General features: G+C 68.5%; 14 protein-coding genes. 8 read left to right on the forward strand and 6 right to left on the reverse strand.

The window, feature by feature from the left end:
• Positions 1 to 109: 109 nt before the first annotated feature.
• The 8 genes from BLU62_RS14865 (at position 110) to BLU62_RS14900 (ending at position 8795) form a co-directional block, all read left to right on the forward strand.
• Entirely contained in the window at positions 110 to 532 is a 423-nt protein-coding gene (locus BLU62_RS14865) for a nuclear transport factor 2 family protein (RefSeq protein WP_074850254.1), read from the forward strand.
• A 73-nt stretch (positions 533 to 605) separates the two neighbouring features.
• Positions 606 to 1697, forward strand: a complete 1092-nt coding sequence (locus BLU62_RS14870; RefSeq protein ID WP_074850255.1) for an LLM class flavin-dependent oxidoreductase — start codon at positions 606 to 608, stop codon at positions 1695 to 1697.
• Positions 1698 to 1777: 80 nt separating this feature from the next.
• On the forward strand, positions 1778 to 2278 hold the full coding sequence (locus BLU62_RS14875) for a flavin reductase family protein (RefSeq protein WP_074850256.1): 501 nt from the start codon (positions 1778 to 1780) through the stop codon (positions 2276 to 2278).
• The gene (locus BLU62_RS14880) at positions 2275 to 3567 is read left to right on the forward strand and encodes a bifunctional 3,4-dihydroxy-2-butanone-4-phosphate synthase/GTP cyclohydrolase II (protein ID WP_084811805.1); all 1293 of its coding nucleotides are present in this window, start codon (positions 2275 to 2277) and stop codon (positions 3565 to 3567) included. The genes BLU62_RS14875 and BLU62_RS14880 overlap by 4 nt, the downstream gene beginning before the upstream one ends.
• Positions 3568 to 3631: 64 nt before the next feature.
• A complete protein-coding gene (locus BLU62_RS14885; RefSeq protein ID WP_074850257.1) occupies positions 3632 to 5482 on the forward strand; it encodes a GAF domain-containing protein in 1851 nt (616 codons plus the stop codon).
• A gap of 86 nt (positions 5483 to 5568) precedes the next feature.
• Positions 5569 to 6642, forward strand: a complete 1074-nt coding sequence (locus BLU62_RS14890; protein WP_074850258.1) for a phosphotransferase family protein — start codon at positions 5569 to 5571, stop codon at positions 6640 to 6642.
• A gap of 75 nt (positions 6643 to 6717) precedes the next feature.
• Positions 6718 to 8004 (forward strand): acyl-CoA dehydrogenase family protein, encoded by a 1287-nt coding sequence (locus tag BLU62_RS14895; RefSeq protein ID WP_074850259.1) that lies wholly within the window; start codon positions 6718 to 6720, stop codon positions 8002 to 8004.
• Between the two features lie 38 nt (positions 8005 to 8042).
• The gene (locus BLU62_RS14900; protein ID WP_074850260.1) at positions 8043 to 8795 is read left to right on the forward strand and encodes an SDR family NAD(P)-dependent oxidoreductase; all 753 of its coding nucleotides are present in this window, start codon (positions 8043 to 8045) and stop codon (positions 8793 to 8795) included.
• A gap of 13 nt (positions 8796 to 8808) precedes the next feature.
• Here the strand turns inward: BLU62_RS14900 and BLU62_RS14905 are convergent, their stop codons facing one another.
• From BLU62_RS14905 to eccCa, 6 genes are all read right to left on the reverse strand, one after another.
• Positions 8809 to 9519 carry an HAD family hydrolase gene (locus BLU62_RS14905; RefSeq protein WP_074850261.1) on the reverse strand — a complete coding sequence of 237 codons (711 nt, stop codon included), beginning with the start codon at positions 9517 to 9519 and terminating at the stop codon, positions 8809 to 8811.
• Positions 9516 to 10895 carry a phosphoglucosamine mutase gene (glmM, locus tag BLU62_RS14910; protein WP_074850262.1) on the reverse strand — a complete coding sequence of 460 codons (1380 nt, stop codon included), beginning with the start codon at positions 10893 to 10895 and terminating at the stop codon, positions 9516 to 9518. The genes BLU62_RS14905 and glmM overlap by 4 nt, the downstream gene beginning before the upstream one ends.
• A gap of 2 nt (positions 10896 to 10897) precedes the next feature.
• Positions 10898 to 11410 carry a 30S ribosomal protein S9 gene (gene rpsI / locus BLU62_RS14915; protein WP_074850263.1) on the reverse strand — a complete coding sequence of 171 codons (513 nt, stop codon included), beginning with the start codon at positions 11408 to 11410 and terminating at the stop codon, positions 10898 to 10900.
• Entirely contained in the window at positions 11407 to 11850 is a 444-nt protein-coding gene (gene rplM / locus BLU62_RS14920) for a 50S ribosomal protein L13 (RefSeq protein ID WP_006434435.1), read from the reverse strand. Before rplM ends, rpsI begins: the two co-directional genes overlap by 4 nt.
• A 203-nt stretch (positions 11851 to 12053) precedes the next feature.
• Complete coding sequence (locus tag BLU62_RS14925; protein WP_074850264.1) at positions 12054 to 13367, reverse strand: type VII secretion-associated protein; 1314 nt, start codon at positions 13365 to 13367, stop codon at positions 12054 to 12056.
• Positions 13368 to 13373: 6 nt separating this feature from the next.
• Positions 13374 to 17468, reverse strand: a complete 4095-nt coding sequence (gene eccCa, locus BLU62_RS14930) for a type VII secretion protein EccCa (RefSeq protein ID WP_074850266.1) — start codon at positions 17466 to 17468, stop codon at positions 13374 to 13376.
• Positions 17469 to 17475: the final 7 nt, after the last annotated feature.

A 17475-nucleotide genomic window follows, 5' to 3' on the forward strand; every position in this document is an offset into this window, starting at 1 on the left:
AAGGGGCGCGAGAAGCGAGGGTGACTCACGCCACAGCGACCAATAACGTCGTTGTTGCACATAGTTTCTCGCCTTCCTCGGAGGGTGACGGTCAGAAGGAGGCCAATCGGTGTCAACCAGTACAGCCGGCGTCAGCACGGAGCAGCAGAACAAGGCTCTGGTCGCGGAGTTCATGGAGGTGTTCTCCCGCGGCGACGTGGACGCCATCCTGTCCTTCCTGGCGCCGACGGCCACCTGGTGGGTGGGCGGGGAGATCGACGGTATCTCCGGAACCAAGAACAAAGAGGAGTTCGGCGCCATGCTGGCCGGCCTCTCCGCCACCACCAAGACCGGCGCCATCGCGCTCACCCCGCTCGCCTTCACCGCCGAGGGAGAACGCGTGGCGGTCGAGACCGAGTCGTACTCGGAGATGAACAACGGCAAGGTCTACAACAACCTCTACCACTTCGTCTTCGTGGTCCGCGACGGAAAGATCCACGAGGTCAAGGAGTTCCTGGACACCGAGCACACCCGCGCGGTCTTCCTCGGCTGAGAACTCCCCCTCGCAATTCGCAACACCCCCGAACCCCTATTCTCCAACCCTTTTGAACCAAGGAGTCAATGCAATGGATGTCGGCGTACTTCTCGTCTTCCAGAACTACCACGAGAACGTGAGTGACGAAGAGGTCTTCCTGCGCGACCTCGAGCTCGGCGTACTCGCCGAGAAGGCCGGTTTCGACTCGGTCTGGTCGGCGGAGCACCACTTCGACGACTACTCGATGTGCCCGGACAACTTCGCGATCCTGTCCTACCTCGCCGGCCGCACCTCGAAGGTCAAGCTCGGCATCGGCGCCACGATCCTGCCGTGGAACGATCCGCTGCGCGTCGTGGAGAAGGCCATCATGTTGGATCAGATGTCGGGTGGCCGTGTGCTTCTCGGCATGGGTCGCGGCCTGGCGAAGATGGAGTACGAGGCCTTCGGCATCCCGATGGACGAGGCCCGCCCCCGCTTCAACGAGGCCGCCGAGATGGTGCTGCGCGGACTCCGCACGGGCGTCGTCTCCGGCGACGGCCCGATGTACCCGCAGAAGGAGATCGCGCTGCGGCCGGCGCCGAACCCGAACACCTCCTGGGACGGACGACTCTTCGCCGCGGCGATGTCGCCCGACTCGGTTCCCGTTGTCGCCGACCTCGGCGTCCAGATGATGACCTTCATGCAGTTCCCGTTCGAGCAGCATGCCGAGGCCATCAACGGCTGGAAGCAGATGTTCCGCGACGCCCAGGGCACCGAGCCCGGCCCGCCGGTCATCCAGGACTTCGTCATCTGCCACGAGGACGAGGAAGAGGCTCGTCGTCTGGCCTACGAGCACATCAACCGGTACTTCCTCTCGGTCATCAAGCACTATGACTTCGCCGGCAAGCACTGGCGTGAGACCAAGGGCTACGAGACCTACCAGGCGGGCGCGGACATGATCCGTGAGGCCGGCATGGAGGCCGCGGCCGACGCCTACGTGGAGGCGAACATCTACGGCACGCCCGAGCGGTGCGTCGAGAAGTACGCCTACCGCCACGAGCTCATCGGCGACTTCCTGCCCAACGCTGCCTTCGCCTTCGGAGGCCTGCCCTTCGACGAGGCCGAGAAGAGCCTGAAGCTCTTCGGCGAGAAGGTCGTCCCCGAGGTCCACAAGATGAAGGCCAAGACCCCCGCGGCGGTCTGACCCGCAGTGAACATCGCTGCGGCGCCGGAGTTTTCCCGGCGCCGCAGCGACCCCAACCCCCAGAACCTCCAGGAGGACCGGTGAGCGAATCCGTCATCGATCAGGTGGCCGTCGAGTTCAGAGACGTGATGGCCAGGGTCTGTACGCCCGTCGCGGTCATCACCGCCTTCGACGACGAACGGCCGCACGGCACCACGGTCAGCGCGTTCACGTCGTTGTCGATGGGACCGCCGATGATCCTCGTGTCCCTCGACCGTGGTTCCGACCTCCTGTCGATCATCCGCCGGACCGGCCGGTTCGGCGTGAACGTCCTCGCCCACGACCAGGCAGACGTCGCACTGCGTTTCGCCCGCAAGGGCGCCGACAAGTTCGACGGCATCGCCTGGTCCGGGTCGTCGGCACTCCCCCGACTCGACGGCGCCTCCGGCTGGCTGGCCTGCACGACCGAATCCCTGGTGGACGGCGGCGATCATGTCGTCGCGCTCGGCAACATCGTCGAGACCGGTCTGACGCCCGCGGCGCCCCTCACCTACCACGACCGGGTGTTCGGCACCCATTCAGCATTCGAGGTCGCCCGATGAGCACCCGTCCCGATCTCGAGACGCCCGACCCGACCCCCATCGCGACCGCGGCGTCGACCCAGGCCGTCGCCCGCGCCGTCGCCGCGGTCGCCGCCGGCGGATTCGTCGTCGTGGTCGACGACGACGATCGCGAGAACGAAGGCGACCTGATCTGCTCGGCGTCGTCGATCACCGATGAGCAGATGGCGTTCCTGATCCGGCACACCACCGGCATCATCTGCGCACCGATGACGGCCGAGCGCACCCGTCGACTCGAGCTGCCGCAGATGGTCGACGACAACCGGGACGCGCACGGCACCGCCTTCACCGTCACCGTCGACCACCACCGGGCCGGGACCGGGGTCTCGGCGCACGATCGGGCCCTCACCGTCCGGGCGCTCGCCTCCGACGACACCCTGGCCAGCGATCTGCGCCGCCCCGGCCATGTCTTCCCGCTGCAGGCGCGCGACGGCGGGGTCCTCACCCGCGCCGGACACACCGAGGCCGCGGTCGACCTGGTCACCATGGCCGGCGCCGGCGAGGTCGGGGTCATCGGCGAGATCATCGCCGACGACGGGACGATGCGACGCGGCGACGACCTGCTCGAGTTCGCCGAACATCACGGACTGCCCGTGCTGCGCATCGCCGACCTCGTGGCCCACCGGACCGCCTCCGGTTCGTTCGTCCACCAGATGGCCACCGCGGCGATGCCGACCCTCTTCGGCGACTTCCGCGCGGTCGCCTACCGCTCGGACATCGACGACACCGAACATCTCGCCCTCGTGATGGGCGACGTGGCCGCGGCCGGTGCCACCGCCGGGGGCGCGCTGGTCCGCGTGCACAGCGAATGCCTGACCGGCGACATCGTCGGTTCGTTGCGCTGCGACTGCGGTGCACAACTCGAACAAGCTCTGTCGGCCATCGCGGAAGAGGGCTGCGGAGCAGTCGTCTACCTGCGCGGACACGAGGGCCGCGGCATCGGGTTGGGCCACAAGATCCGCGCCTATGCACTCCAGGAACAGGGTCTCGACACCGTCGACGCCAACACCGCGCTCGGGCTGCCGGTGGACTCCCGCACCTACGGCACCGGCGCCGCGATCCTGAAGGACCTGGGCATCCGGCGCGTACGCCTCATCACCAACAATCCGGCCAAGTACGGCGGACTCGGTGGCCACGACCTCGAGATCGTCGGGCGCGTCGGCCTCCCGACCGTCTCGACCCCGCACAACGTCCGCTATCTGCGCACCAAGCAGGAGCGGATGGGTCACGTGCTCACCCCCGAGGCGCTGACCGGGACCACAGGTGCATGACCCTCCTCACGTTACGTTGCTACTGTGAGGTTCATCATGAGCAGTTGGTGAGGAGGGCGAGCGGATGACGTCCATGGTGGAGCGCGAGGTCGCTGCCGACTCCGAGGCCGGTGCGGCACCTGCCACCGGTCGCGAACGCGACGTCATCGCGGCCTTCGCCGAGATCACGACCGAGGCGATCACCGACACCAGACTCGAGGATCTCCTCAGCCTGGTCGGCCAGAAGCTGTGCGCGCTCCTCGGCGTCACCCGCTGCTCGGTGTATCTCCGACACGCCAACGGCAGCTACCGCGGCGCCGCGGGCTTCTGCGAGGACGCCGGTGACATCACCGAGGCGGTGAAGAGACAGATCTCCGGTTTCGACGGCGACCTGTTCAGCCAGGAGGTCATCAACTCGCGTGCGCCCGTCGTCATCGCCGACGCGCTCAACGACCCGCGCCCCCACCGCCGGACGATGACGCACTGGGATGTCCGCGCCATGCTCGGCGTCCCGCTCACCTTCGACGACGCGGTCATCGGCCTGATCTTCGTCGACAGCCGCGGCCGGGAACACGAGTTCACACAAGACGACATCGAGGTCGCCGAGCTGTTCGCGCGACTCTCCGCCCTGTTCATCAGCCAGGCGATGCTCAACACCCGCCTGCGCGGCCAGGCCGCCGAGATCGCCCGGAACAACGCCACGCTGGCCTACCTCGCCGACGTCCACCACCGTCTGACCAGCGCGGTGCTCGAGGGCGCCAACATCCACCGGGTCGTCGAGCTCCTGTCGGAGCTGTCGGCCAAGCCTGTGATTCTCTACAACAACTCGTTCGACGTGCTGGCCTGGGCCGCGCCGGAGGCGCTGAAGCTGACCGCGCCGCCGGTGATGAGCGAGAAGGTGCGGGCCACCGCCTCGGTCCGCCAGGCGCTCGCCGAACTGTCCGTGAGCACGCCGTCGGCCATCGTGCCCGCGCAGCTCGCGGTCGGCCTGGGTCGCCGGCATCTCATGTGCCGCATGGTGATCGAGGGCAGACAGACCGGTTTCCTCGGCATCGTCGAGGTGGGCCGCAGCCTGGAGGCCCTCGACGCGAACATCGCCGAACGCGGCGCCACCGTCCTGGCGCTCCAGATGCTCTCCGAACGCCGGCAGATCGAGACCGAGGGTCAGGCGCGCGACGACTATCTGTCGGACCTGTTGCGCAACAGCCGCGACAAGGAACACCTGGTCCGGCGTGGTCCGCAGTTCGGCATCGACCTGACCAATCCCCATGTCCTCGTTCGCTTCACGGTCGACGACGCGACCGACCGGCTGACGGCGTCGGCGATCCAGTCCCTGGTCACGCGCACCTTCGCGGCGGAGATGTCCATCTCCCCGCCCCCGGCCGTCCGGCTGCCCGGCGCGGTCATCGTGATGGTCCGCCTCGAATCAGACGACCTCGACGAGGTCGGGCGCGTCCGCGACCATGTGTCGACGATCCGCGACCGGCTCTCCGCTGATCTCTCCCTCGGCGCGACCCTGATCTCCGGTATCTGCCGCACCCCGGTCGACTACCCGCACGCTCATCGCGATCTCCGCGAGATGGGTTCGGTGGCAAAGTCTTTCGGTTGGGACGAGCGGGTGATGACACTCGACGAACTCGGCCTGTTCCGGGTGATCGTGTCCAGCGGCCACGTGAAGGAGGCGCTGCACTTCGCCCACTCCTTCGTCGCGCCCGTACGGCAGCACGACGACGGCACGCTCCTCGCCACGTGGCGGGCCTTCGTGGCCAACGACGGCAAGGTGCAGGCCACCGCGTCGTCACTGGACGTCCACGAGAACACCATCCGCTACCGCCTCGGACGGATCAAGGAGATCGCGCGTCGCGATCCGACCTCGCTGGACTGCCTGCTCTCGGCGAAGATGGCCTTCCAGGTCCTCGATCTCGCGGGTCAGTGACCTGCGTCGATGCCGGTTGGAGATTCCTCCAACCGAGGCGCACGACGACGGTTCTCCCCGGGGCGGGCACGCCATAGGTTCGTGTCATGGCCCACAGCACGATCCCCGACCGTCCTGCTCCCGCCGAGCCCATCCCGGCGGACACCGCAGCGCTGACGGCATGGATGGACGAGCAGGGCCTCCCCGCCGGTGACACCACCGAGCTCCGGCCGCTGCACGGCGGTACCCAGAACATCATGGTCATCGTCAGCCGCGGCGGACGTGAGTACGTCCTGCGGCGCGGACCCCGGCACCTGCGCCCGCAGTCGAACGCCGCGATCGCCCGTGAGATGACCCTGCTGTCGGCCCTGAGCTCGACCGAGGTCGCGCACCCGCGCTTCGTCGCCGGCACCACCGATCCCGACGTCCTCGGCGCCACCTTCTTCCTGATGGAGCCGGTGCACGGGTTCAACGCCGCCGATGCGCTGCCGGCCCCGTACGCCGCGACCGCCGAAGGACGCGAGGCCATGGGTCACGCCCTCGTCGACGCACTGGCCGGACTGGCGGCGGTCGACCACTCCGCCATCGGCCTCGACGACTTCGGCAAACCGGACGGCTTCCTCGAACGACAGGTACCGCGATGGCTGGCCGAGCACGAACGGTACGCCGGCACACCGGGGTACCCCGGTGGAACATTCCCCGACCTGGATCGCATCGCGGGCTGGCTCGAGGACAACCGTCCCGGCCGCTTCCGGCCCGGACTCTTGCACGGCGACTACCACGTGGCGAACGTCCTCTACGATCACCGCGCTCCCCGGGTCGCGGCCATCGTCGACTGGGAGATGGCAACCGTCGGCGACCCGCTGCTCGATCTCGGTGTGCTGCTGGCGATCTGGCCCGACGATCCGCGGGAGTCCGATCTCTACGAGAGCGCACTCGGACGCGCCGGCAACCTGCCGAGCCGGTCCGCGATCGTCGCCCGCTACGCGGAGCGTTCCGACCGGGATCTCGACGCTCTGGACTGGTACACCGTTCTCGCGAGCTTCAAACTCGGCATCATCCTCGAGGGCACCTACGCCCGGTCGTGTGACGGCAAGGCGCCCCGCGACGTCGGTGAACGTCTGCACCGCTACGCCGACGGCTTGTTCGTCCGCGCACGCGGGATCATCGCCGGCGCCTGACCACCGCACATCGCCGGCGCTTTCCCACCCACGCGTACTCGTCAACGATCCCCCACAGAAACGGAGCACACCACCATGGCCTGGGATTTCTCCACGGAACCCGAATTCCAGAAGAAGCTCGACTGGATGAAGGATTTCGTCCGCACCGAGGTCTTCCCGCTCGAGACCCTCGATCTCGACTGGGATCAACTACGGCGGGCGATCGCGCCACTGCAGGAAGAGGTCAAGGCGAACGACCTCTGGGCAGCACATCTCGACCCGGAACTCGGTGGACAGGGATACGGCCAGGTGAAGCTCGGCCTGATGCAGGAGATCCTGGGTTCCACACCGTACGGTCCGCTCGTGTTCGGTTGCCAGGCACCCGATTCCGGCAACTGCGAGATCCTCGCCGCGGTCGGCACCGACGAGCAGAAGAAGCGGTGGCTCGAACCGCTGCTGGCCGGTGAGTACTACTCGTCGTTCGCCCTGACCGAACCCGACAACGCCGGCGCCGATCCGACCAACCTCACCACCACCGCCGTCCACGACGGTGACGGCTGGGTTCTCAACGGCCACAAGTGGTTCATCAGCAATGCGGCCACCGCAGACTTCATGATCGTCGTCGCCGTCACCGATCCCGACGCCGAACGCCACCGTCGCACCTCGCAGTTCATCATCCCCATCGACGCGCCGGGTCTCGACGTGGTCCGCGACATCGGTTCGGTCGAGAATCCGCGGCCGCGGCCGTACACCTACGGCTCGCACTGCGAGGTCGTCCTGCACGACGTCCGCGTGAACGACTCCGCACTGCTCGGCAATCGGGGCGACGGCTTCCTGATCGCCCAGAAACGCCTGGGTCCCGGCCGGATTCACCACTGCATGCGCTGGATCGGTCAGGCGAGCCGCGCCTTCGACATGATGTGTGAGCGCGCCACCTACCGTTACGCACACGGCTCCGTCCTCGCCGACAAGCAGACGGTCCGCAACTTCATCGCCGACTCCGCCGCGGAGATCCAGGCCCTGCGCCTCATGACCCTCCACGCCGCATGGCGCATCGACGAGGAGGGCACGGCCGCCGCGCGCAAGGACATCGCGCTCATCAAGTTCTTCGGCGCCAAGATCCTGCACGACGTCATCGACCGCGCGCTGCAGGTGCATGGTTCACTCGGTTACAGCGCCGACCTGCCGCTGGAGTCGATGTACCGTGCGGCACGCGCCGCCCGCCTCTACGACGGTCCCGACGAGGTGCACCGCGACAGCGTCGCACGTCAGTATCTGAAGGGGTACACCCGTCCGGCCGACGACCGCCCCACCGAGCACATCCCCACGCGGCGTGAGGCCGCCCGGCACCGCTTCGCCGAGCTGCTCGCCGAACAGCCCTGAGCCACCCCGTTTCACCCCTCCACAGAAAGCGAACACGTATGTCTCTCAACGGAAAAACTGCGATCGTCACCGGCGCGGCCCAAGGCATCGGTCAGGCCACCGCCATCCGGCTCGCCGCGGACGGCGCCCACGTCGTCACCGCCGACATCCAGGACTGCGGGGTGACCCTCAAGGAGATCGCGGAGGCCGGCGGCTCCGCGGAGGCCGTCCGGCTCGATGTCCGCGTCGCCGACGACTGGTCGGCCGCGGTGGAGCAGATCACCGCCTCGCGCGGTTCGATCGATTGCCTGGCCAATGTGGCCGGCGTGGTCAACATGATCAGCGAGGACACCGTCGTCGGCCTCACCGAGGAGGCCTGGGACGTCGTCGTCGGCACCGACCTCAAGGGCGTGTGGCTCGGTATGCGGGCGGTCATCCCCGGCATGATCGAGAACGGTGGTGGCCGCATCGTCAACATCTCGTCGATGGCCGCGCTCCGCGGTCTGCCCAACCTGGCGTCGTATTCGGCGGCCAAGGGCGGCGTTGTGGGTCTCACCAAGCAGGCCGCGTACGAGTACGGGCCCCACAACATCTTGATCAACGCGATCGCGCCGGGCACCATCGACACCCCGATCCTGGCCGACATCACCGAGGAGATGCGTCAGGCGAATGCCAACGCGCACATCGTCAAACGCCTCGGGCTTCCCTCGGAAATCGCGTCCATGGTCGCGTACCTCATGCGTGAGGGCGACTTCCTCACCGGCGAGATCTATCCGGTCGACGGCGGCTGGGCCGCCAAGGGCAACTTCTGAGAGCAGAAACCCTTCAGGCGCGCAGCTCGATGCCGTGAGCGGTCACGGCGTCGAGCAGCGCGGTCGGTCGATCGGCCGGCGGCACATCGTGCACGAGCGCAAAGGCACAACCGAGCGCACGCGCACCGCCGTCGGCCTTGTCGCTGTCCCCGACCATGAGCACCTCGCCGGCCGGCACGCCGATCGGGTCGAGTGCGGCGCGGAAGATCTGCGGGTCGGGTTTGATCGCACCGACCTCATAGGACAGCGCATACGCGTCCACGAGATGGTCGATGCCGTGCAGGGCAAGGACTTTCCGCAGATCGAAGGCGATGTTGCTGACGATGCCGATCGGCACCCCTGCGTCTGCGAGGCGCGTCAGCACCTCGACGGTGTCGGCGAACGGCACCCACGATTCCGGGTCGAGGACCCGGTCGTAGAGCGAGTTGGCGTGACCGGCGTTGCTCATCCCGACCGTGCGCAGCAGGGCGAGATAGCCCACCCGATGCAGTTCGGGATCGAGATCCCTTTGCTCCCAGGCGGTCCGGTCGTCACCCTCGATGCCGTCGGGCAACCCGACCGGCGCGACCATCCGGCGGATGATGTCGGCCTGGCGCTCCGGGGTGAACGTGTCGCCGGCGTCGTCGAGGAGGTCGACGAACCAGTCGTCGCGCGCCTCGAAGCGGAACAGGGTGCCGGAGAAGTCGAACAGAACCGCCCGCGGCTGTGTGGAGGTTGCGCTCATGCGCCCGCAGCCGCGACGATGTCAGCGAGACGACCGGCGATCGAACCGGCCTGCTCGGCGGTCCCGGCCTCCACCATGACGCGCACGAGTTGCTCTGTTCCCGAGGGACGCAACAGGACTCGTCCGGAATCACCGAGTTCGGCCTCGGCGTCGACCACGGCCTGCTTGACCGACTGCGACTCCGCCACCGCGTGCTTGTCGGCGACGCGGACGTTGATGAGTTCCTGCGGCAGCACCGTCACGATCCCGGCGAGATCGGCGAGACGCGACGACGTGGCCGCCATCCGCGCCATGATCATCAGGCCGGTGAGGATGCCGTCACCGGTGGTTCCCGATCCCGGGACGACGATGTGGCCGGACTGCTCGCCGCCGAGCGAGTAATCGCCGCGGCGCAGTTCCTCGACCACATAGCGGTCGCCGACCGCGGTGGTGCGCACCGTGATTCCGGCCTCCCGCATCGCGATGTGCAGACCGAGGTTGCTCATGACGGTGGCGACGAGGACGTTCTCGTGCAGACGGTTCTTGTCGGCGAGCGCGGTCGCCAGGATCGCCATGATGGCGTCGCCGTCGACGATCGCACCGGTCGAGTCGACAGCGAGGCAGCGATCGGCGTCACCGTCGTGGGCCAGTCCGAGGTCTGCACCGTGCTCGAGGACGGCTGCCTGCAGCTTGTCCATGTGGGTGGAGCCGCAGTCGGCGTTGATGTTCAGACCGTCGGGATCGGCGTGGATCGTGATGACGGTGGCACCGGCCTCGGCGTAGGCCAGCGGCGCGAGCTGCGACGCGGCGCCGTTCGCGCAGTCGACGACCACGGTCAGACCGTCGAGGCGCTCCTCGATGGCCTGGGATAGGTGACGGCGGTAGCGGTCCCCCGCATCCGGCGCGTCGAGGACGCGGCCGACGGCCGCACCGATGGGACGGATGAAGTCGCCGTCCATCGCCGCCTCGATGCGGTTCTCGACGTCGTCGTCGAGCTTGTGCCCGCCGGCGGAGAAGAATTTGATCCCGTTGTCGGGCATGGGATTGTGCGACGCGGAGATCATCACGCCGAAGTCGGCGCGGTAATCCGCGGTCAGGAAGGCGACCGCCGGGGTGGGCACGGTGCCGACGCGGATGGCGTCGACGCCGGTCGCGGCGAGACCCGCGCACACAGCGGCTTCCAGCATCTCACCGGAAGCACGTGGATCACGTCCGACCACCGCGCGCGGACGGCGTCCGCTGGCCGGTTCACTTGGCCCGCTCGCTTCGCTCCCGGCGCCGGCGGAAACGTCTTCGAAAACGACCGCGGCGGCCGAGGCCAGGCGCAACGCGAGCTCTGGGGTGAGCTCGGCGTTGGCCAGGCCTCGGACGCCGTCGGTACCGAAAAGGCGTGCCAAGATCAGCGCTTGGAGTACTGCGACGCCTTGCGGGCCTTCTTGAGGCCGTACTTCTTGCGCTCGACCGCACGCGGGTCACGGGTGAGGTATCCGGCCTTCTTCAGGGCGGGACGATCATCCGGGGTGACCTCGATGAGGGCACGGGCGATGGCCAGACGCAGCGCGCCGGCCTGGCCCGAGGGGCCGCCACCGACGAGCTTGGCGAAGATGTCGAACGACTCGGTGCGCTCGACGAGGACCAGCGGAGCCTTGATCAGCTGCTGGTGCACCTTGTTGGGGAAGTACTCCTCCAGGGGGCGGCCGTTGAGCTTGAAGTCACCGGTGCCCGGCATGAGGCGCACGCGGACGACGGCTTCCTTGCGGCGGCCGACGGTCTGGATCGGGCGGTCGAGGACGACCGGCTCGCGAACCTCTTCGACGACGGCAACGGTGTCGTAGTCGTCAGCAGCAGCCTCGACGGCCTCGACAGCTTCTTCGATGGCCTCGACGGCCTCGTTGATGTTCTCGTTGGTCACTGGGCCACCTGCTTGATCTCGAAGGGGACGGGGCGCTGGGCCGCGTGCGGATGATTCGGGCCTGCGTAGACCTTCAGCTTCGAGGCCATGGCGCGACCGAGCTTGTTCGAGGGCAGCATGCCCTTGATGGCCTTCTCGATGACGCGCTCGGGGAAGGTTTCGAGCAGCTCGGCGGTGGTGCGGGACTTCAGGCCACCGGGATGCCCCGAGTGGGTGTAGTTCAGCTTGCGCTCGGCCTTGTTGCTGGTCAGCGCAACCTTCTCCGCGTTGATGATGACGACGAAGTCGCCACCGTCCATGTGCGGGGCGTAGGTCGGCTTGTGCTTGCCGCGGAGCAGGTTCGCGCTCTGCACGGCCAGCCGGCCGAGCACCACGTCGGTGGCATCGATGACGTGCCACGTACGCGTGATGTCACCGGCCTTCGGGGTGTAGGTAGGCACAGTTGTCCTCAACTCTTGTGTTTAGGGTGCTGGTCGGGTGCTCGGCGGAGGTTGTTCCCGGCGACCAGTGGGGACCCGGGCCTCTTCTGCCTGTTCACACGCGTGTGCACCAGGCGTCGAGCACCAGCGATCCAGGTTACGCGACCGTGCAGGTCAGGGTCAAAACGCCCATCGCGGCGAGGCACGTGCACCTCGGCTGACGCCTACCGCCCCACCCGTACCGAGCGCACGGTCCGCACGCACTCGTCGTCGACCGATTCGGCGGCCGTCCCGGCCTGACAGCCGATCGAGACCTGCAGACCGTCGTCGACGATGACATACCAGCGGATGGCGCTGCCCGACGCCGGCGCCTCCCGATAACTGATGACGTCACGTCCCGCGTACCGGGTGTCCGCGGAGAACTCGGTGACGACGTCGTCGCCCCGCTGGTCGATGCGGTTGCGCAGGCTGATGCCGACCGACTGCCGGGTCGACCCGTCGCGCAGTTCGGTGAGGACCGCGACGATCCGCCGGCCGTCGTCGGGTGAGACGAACACCGCACGGGTGGTGGTCGGGTCGTCGGTGGTGTCGCTCGGGGTGTCCTGCGCGGTCTGCCGCCAGTCGCCGGGCACCGCCAGCGTGGCGCGGCCGACGGCGACCTCCGCGGTCGCGGGAGCCGGGTCGTCCCGCTGCCACCACCCGACCGCGAACGCACCGGCGACGACGAGCACCGCCGCGATCGCCGCGCCGGCCAGCACCCGACGGCTGCGCCGCGTCGACACATCCGGCTCCGGCGGCGCGGGATCGCCGACGACCGGGACCGCGTCGTCGGCGGTACCTCCGGTCCGGCGGCCCAGGCGCACGAGGAGGTCGCGGTCGACCTGGACGACGCGACCCGCGATCGCGTGTGCGGCGATCAGCTCGATCGCCGCCGACACCTCCCGCGGGTCCTCGCCGTCGACGAAGACGGCCTCGACCGCGTCGTCGACGATCGAGAGCCCCTCGGCTGCCCGCTCCCCCGGTTCGACGACCCCACTGCGCTCGATAACCCCACTGCGCTCGACGGCCCAGCCCTCGGGATGCCGCCGGAGGATCTGCACATCCCACGCGGCCGGCCGCGGGCGGGCGGGATCGTCGGGCGGCTCCGGGATGTGGGTGGTCTCGACGACGGCACAGCGCTGCACGGTGATGTCGGTGTGGCTGCGCGCGATGAGGACCGCACGCGGGAGAAGTGTGAGCGGGACACGCTCTCCCACGTCGGCCAGTGACGATGCGCGCCGGTGCCCCCATGTACTCGGGTACCCGACGATCAGCGGACGGTCGGGTTCGGCCGAACCGAGCAGCCGCAGGTCGGCGAACGCCATCTGCCACGCCTGCCGCAGGTGATGACGGCGGCCGTCCGCCACGACGGTCATCTCGTCGACGGCGTCGAGGAGCGGGCGTACGTCGAGTTCGGGGTTCCTGATCCCGGTCGCGGGATCGAAGATCCGAATCCGGCCGTACGCGAGGTCAACGACTGTCGGACGTGGGCCGTTCACGTGTCCCTACTCGGTGATCGGGTGGTCGGCGACCTGGATCATCTCCTGCGGACGCACCCGCGAGACGAGTTCACCGCGTCCGGGAACCAGGCGCTGCATACGGCTCCGACCGGCGATGAACCCCTCGTCGCGGTCGCCGCTCATGAGCAGGATGTCGCTGGACAGGTCCTTCAGCCGGGCGATGACGGGATCGAACATCGCCCGTCCGAGGCCGCCGGAGCGGCGCGCCAGCAAGATGTGGAAACCGATGTCGCGGGCATGGGACGCCAGCTCCACCACCGGCATGAGCGGGTTGCCCGACGCGGTGGCGACCATGTCGTAGTCGTCCACCACGAGATACACCTCGGGTTGTCCGGCCAGCCAGGTGCGCTCGCGCAACTGCTGGACGGTCACGTCATCCGGCGGCATGCGGGTCTTCAGATACGCGGCGAGTTCGGCCATCATGGTGGCCGCACGGTCCGGCGAGCTCGCATACCCGGCGAGGTGGTCGCCGTCGACGATGCCGAGCATCGTGCGCCGGTAGTCGATGAACACGATGCGGACCTGGTCCGGCGTGCCACCGGCGACCAGCCCGGTGACGATCGTGCGCAGCAGGTTGGTCTTCCCGTGTTCGACGTCGGCGAAGGCCATGAAGTGGGGCTGCGCATTGAAGTCGAGGACGACCGGCGCCAGCTCCAGTTCGCCGACGCCGATGGCGACCTGGTTGGGCGACAGCGTGATCCCCTTCGCGGCGAGCCCGTTCTGCACGTCCGCAAGGGCGATCTCGGTGCTCAGTTTGCGCACCGGCATGGCCGACCTGCCCGGGTAGGCGGCGGTCAGCTTCTCCGCCGAGGCCGCGACACCGGCGGGCAGCGACTCGGCACTGCTGACCGGGTCGAGGCGCGGCAGCGCGATGAGCATGTGGAGCTCCTCCGCGGTGAGACCACGACCGGGACGGTTCTGCGGGACGCCCGCGGCGGCGCGACGACTCATCTCGGAGTCCGTCGGGTCGCCGAGGCGCAGTTCGATGCGCGTACCCAGGAGGTCGCGGACCGCCGGACGGATCTCGGCCCACCGCGAGGCACTGACGATGACGTGCACACCGAAGGACAGGCCCTGGGAGACGATCGTGGTGATCTGCTCCTCCAGCGCCTCGAGTTCGGAACGCAACACGGCGATGCCGTCGAGCACGAGGAAGACGTCACCGAACCGGTCGCCGGCCAACGGATCGTCGGGTGCGAGGGCCCCGGAGGCGAACCACGCCGCACGGCGTGCCCGGTAGTCACGCATCGACTCGACGCCCAGGCGGCCGAACAGTAGTTCACGGGCCCGGACGATCGCCCCGACCTCGGCGACGGTGCGGCGGACGGCGTCCATGTCGCCGCGGGATGCCACCGAACCCACATGAGGGAGTCCGGCGAGACCCGTGAGACTGCCGCCGCCGAAGTCCAGGCAGTAGAACTGCACCTGCTCCGGCGTGTGCGTGGCCGCCGCGGTCATGATGATCGTGCGCAGCGTGGTCGACTTGCCCGACTGCGGGCCGCCGACCACGGCCACGTTACCGGCCGCGCCGGCCAGGTCGATGACGAGCGGATCGCGTCGCTGATCGTAGGGGCGGTCGACCAGGCCGACGGGCAGCGCCAGATTCCCTGGTACCGCGGGCTTGGTCCAGTCGCGCGCCCCGACCAGGTTCTCCACGGTCGGCGAATCGTCGAGCGGGTCCAGCCACACCCGGTGTGCCCGCGCGCCGGAGCCCTCCAGGCGGCCGACGATGGTCTGCATCAGCGTCGGCACCGGCACCGAGGTCGGTTCGAAGTCGACGGGCTCGCCGGAAGCCGGTGCGTCGAGGGCCGGGGGCTCCTCGTCGAGCAGGCTCGCGGCCTGGTCGAGCAGCGACCGCGGCGAGCCCTCGTCCAGCGGGACCGGCAGTGCGGTGAACACCTTGAGGTTCCCCAGTCGCGGCATGCCCGGCGTCGAGGTGTCCGAGGAGTCCTCGGGGACCGTCGGCGAGTAGTAGGGACCCGAGACATACGAGGTGGTGAAGCGGACCGGGTCGTCGGAGTCGCATTTGAGGTAGGCCGAGCCCGGCACGCTCGGCAGGTGGTACGCGTCGGGGACACCGAGTACCGACCGGGACTCGTTGGCGGAGAAGGTCTTCAGACCGATCCGGTACGACAGGTGCGAGTCGAGCCCACGGAGCTTGCCCTCCTCGAGGCGTTGCGAGGCCAGCAGCAGGTGGATGTGCAACGAACGGCCCAGCCGACCGATCGCGACGAACAGCTCGGCGAAATCCGGTTTCTGCGAGAGCAGTTCGGAGAACTCGTCGACGACGATGAACAGGGCGGGCAACGGTTCGAGGCGTACGCCGGAGGCGCGGGCCCGCTCGTAGTCGGCGACGTTGGCGTAGTTGCCCGCGGCGCGCAAGACCTCCTGGCGGCGGTTCATCTCACCCGACAACGCATCCTTCATGCGGTCGACCATCGACAGTTCCTGCTCGAGGTTCGTGATGATCGCCGCGACGTGCGGTGCGGACTCGAGTCCGAGGAACGTCGCGCCGCCCTTGAAGTCGACGAGGACCAGGTTCAGCTCGGTCGGCGAATGTGTCGCCAGCATGGCGATGACCAGGGTGCGCAGGAACTCCGACTTGCCCGAACCCGTCGCACCGATACAGAGGCCGTGCGGTCCCATGCCGCCGTGGGCGCTCTCCTTGATGTCGAGTTCGACCGGCGCCCCGCTCGGGGTGTATCCGATCGGTACCCGGAGACGCTCACGTCCGGTGCGTCCGCGCCAGGCGGTGGCCGGGTCGAAGCGGGCGGCGTCGTCGATGCCGAGGAGTGCGGGCAGCCCCGGATCGGTCGACGTCGCCTCGGATTCCAGATTCGCCAGGGTCGCCGCGGTCGCCAGCCGGTACCGGGCCATGCGGCGCGCGATCGCCTCCGCCTCGGCGATGGTCAGCGAGTCCATGTCGGCGAATTCCTCGACGCCGGCGGCGCTCCGGGCCGAGACCTTCCCGCCGCGCACCACGAGCTGGAGACCTCGCCGGACCGCGAGACCGTCCGGCGGGGCGGTCAGGTCGAGAACGGTGACACCCTCCATGCCGGCCGAGCTGAGGATGCGCTCGTCGCCGGCGACGTAGCCGTCGTCGATGACGACCACCAGATGGGCACGGCTTCCGTTCGGCGGCGCCGACCGGCTGAACCGGCCGCGTTCGAGTAGGTCGGCGGCGAGCGCGTTCTCGAGATCGGCCAGCGTCGGATAGATCATCCGCATCGGGCCGATGCCGTCACGCAGCGTCGGATGACCAACGTGCGGAAGCCATTTCGCCCAGTCCCAGGCCTCGCCGGCCGGGTCGCCGGTGACGATGCCGAGGTGGAGATGGTCGGGCCCGTGGAAGGCGCAGAGTTCGACGATCATCGCGCGGACGAGTTCGCGGGTCTCCTGCCGCGCGCCCTCGATGTTGATCGCCGGGAAGCCGCGCAACGAGATCGACCGGGGCAGCCGGTACACCGCGGAATGGGTGCGGACAAAACGTCGCAGGGCGACCATGGACACCGGCTCGATGTCCTCGAGGGGACCGGTCTCCGGCGGCATCAGCCGGGTGGCCAGGCGTTGGACACCGACTCCCACGCGCACGTGGGCGAAGTCGTTGTCGGCCGGGCGCCGTTCCCACATGCGCCGGCTGCCGACGACATCGAGCAGCGCATGCGGATCGGGATGGCTCCAGGTGCGGGCGGCACGCTGGTTGTCGACGGTGTCGAAGACCTGGCCGCGGAGCTGGCCGAGGTACCGGAAGTAGTCCTTGCGTTCCTCGTTGAGTTCGCCGGCGCGTTTGCCGCCGCCGCGCCCGCCGGCGGCGAACATGCCGAACATCGACATGAGCATCATCAGCGGGAACATCATGAACAGCGGATTGGTCAGGATGTTGCGGCCACCGGTGACCATCATCAGCGCGATCATGCCGACGACGGCGACGATCATCACGACCGGCAGCAGCTTCATGAGAAGGTTGCCGGGCACCACTCGGGGCACGTCCGGCGGCGCCTGGATGTTGACCTCGCCACCCGGCATGCGCGGCGGCGTGATGCGTGGCCGACGCACGAACCCCTCAGTGGTCGTGACCACTCGATCC

The organism is Gordonia westfalica (assembly GCF_900105725.1).
In the GTDB taxonomy this organism is placed as follows: domain Bacteria; phylum Actinomycetota; class Actinomycetes; order Mycobacteriales; family Mycobacteriaceae; genus Gordonia; species Gordonia westfalica.

Coding starts and splice junctions, on each gene's coding strand:
- BLU62_RS14905 (WP_074850261.1), bottom strand. CDS start 9,519: ATGAGCGCAACCTCCACACAGCCGCGGGCGGTTCTGTTCGACTTCTCC.
- BLU62_RS14890 (WP_074850258.1), top strand. CDS start 5,569: ATGGCCCACAGCACGATCCCCGACCGTCCTGCTCCCGCCGAGCCCATC.
- BLU62_RS14870 (WP_074850255.1), top strand. CDS start 606: ATGGATGTCGGCGTACTTCTCGTCTTCCAGAACTACCACGAGAACGTG.
- BLU62_RS14895 (WP_074850259.1), top strand. CDS start 6,718: ATGGCCTGGGATTTCTCCACGGAACCCGAATTCCAGAAGAAGCTCGAC.
- BLU62_RS14880 (WP_084811805.1), top strand. CDS start 2,275: ATGAGCACCCGTCCCGATCTCGAGACGCCCGACCCGACCCCCATCGCG.
- BLU62_RS14885 (WP_074850257.1), top strand. CDS start 3,632: ATGACGTCCATGGTGGAGCGCGAGGTCGCTGCCGACTCCGAGGCCGGT.
- BLU62_RS14900 (WP_074850260.1), top strand. CDS start 8,043: ATGTCTCTCAACGGAAAAACTGCGATCGTCACCGGCGCGGCCCAAGGC.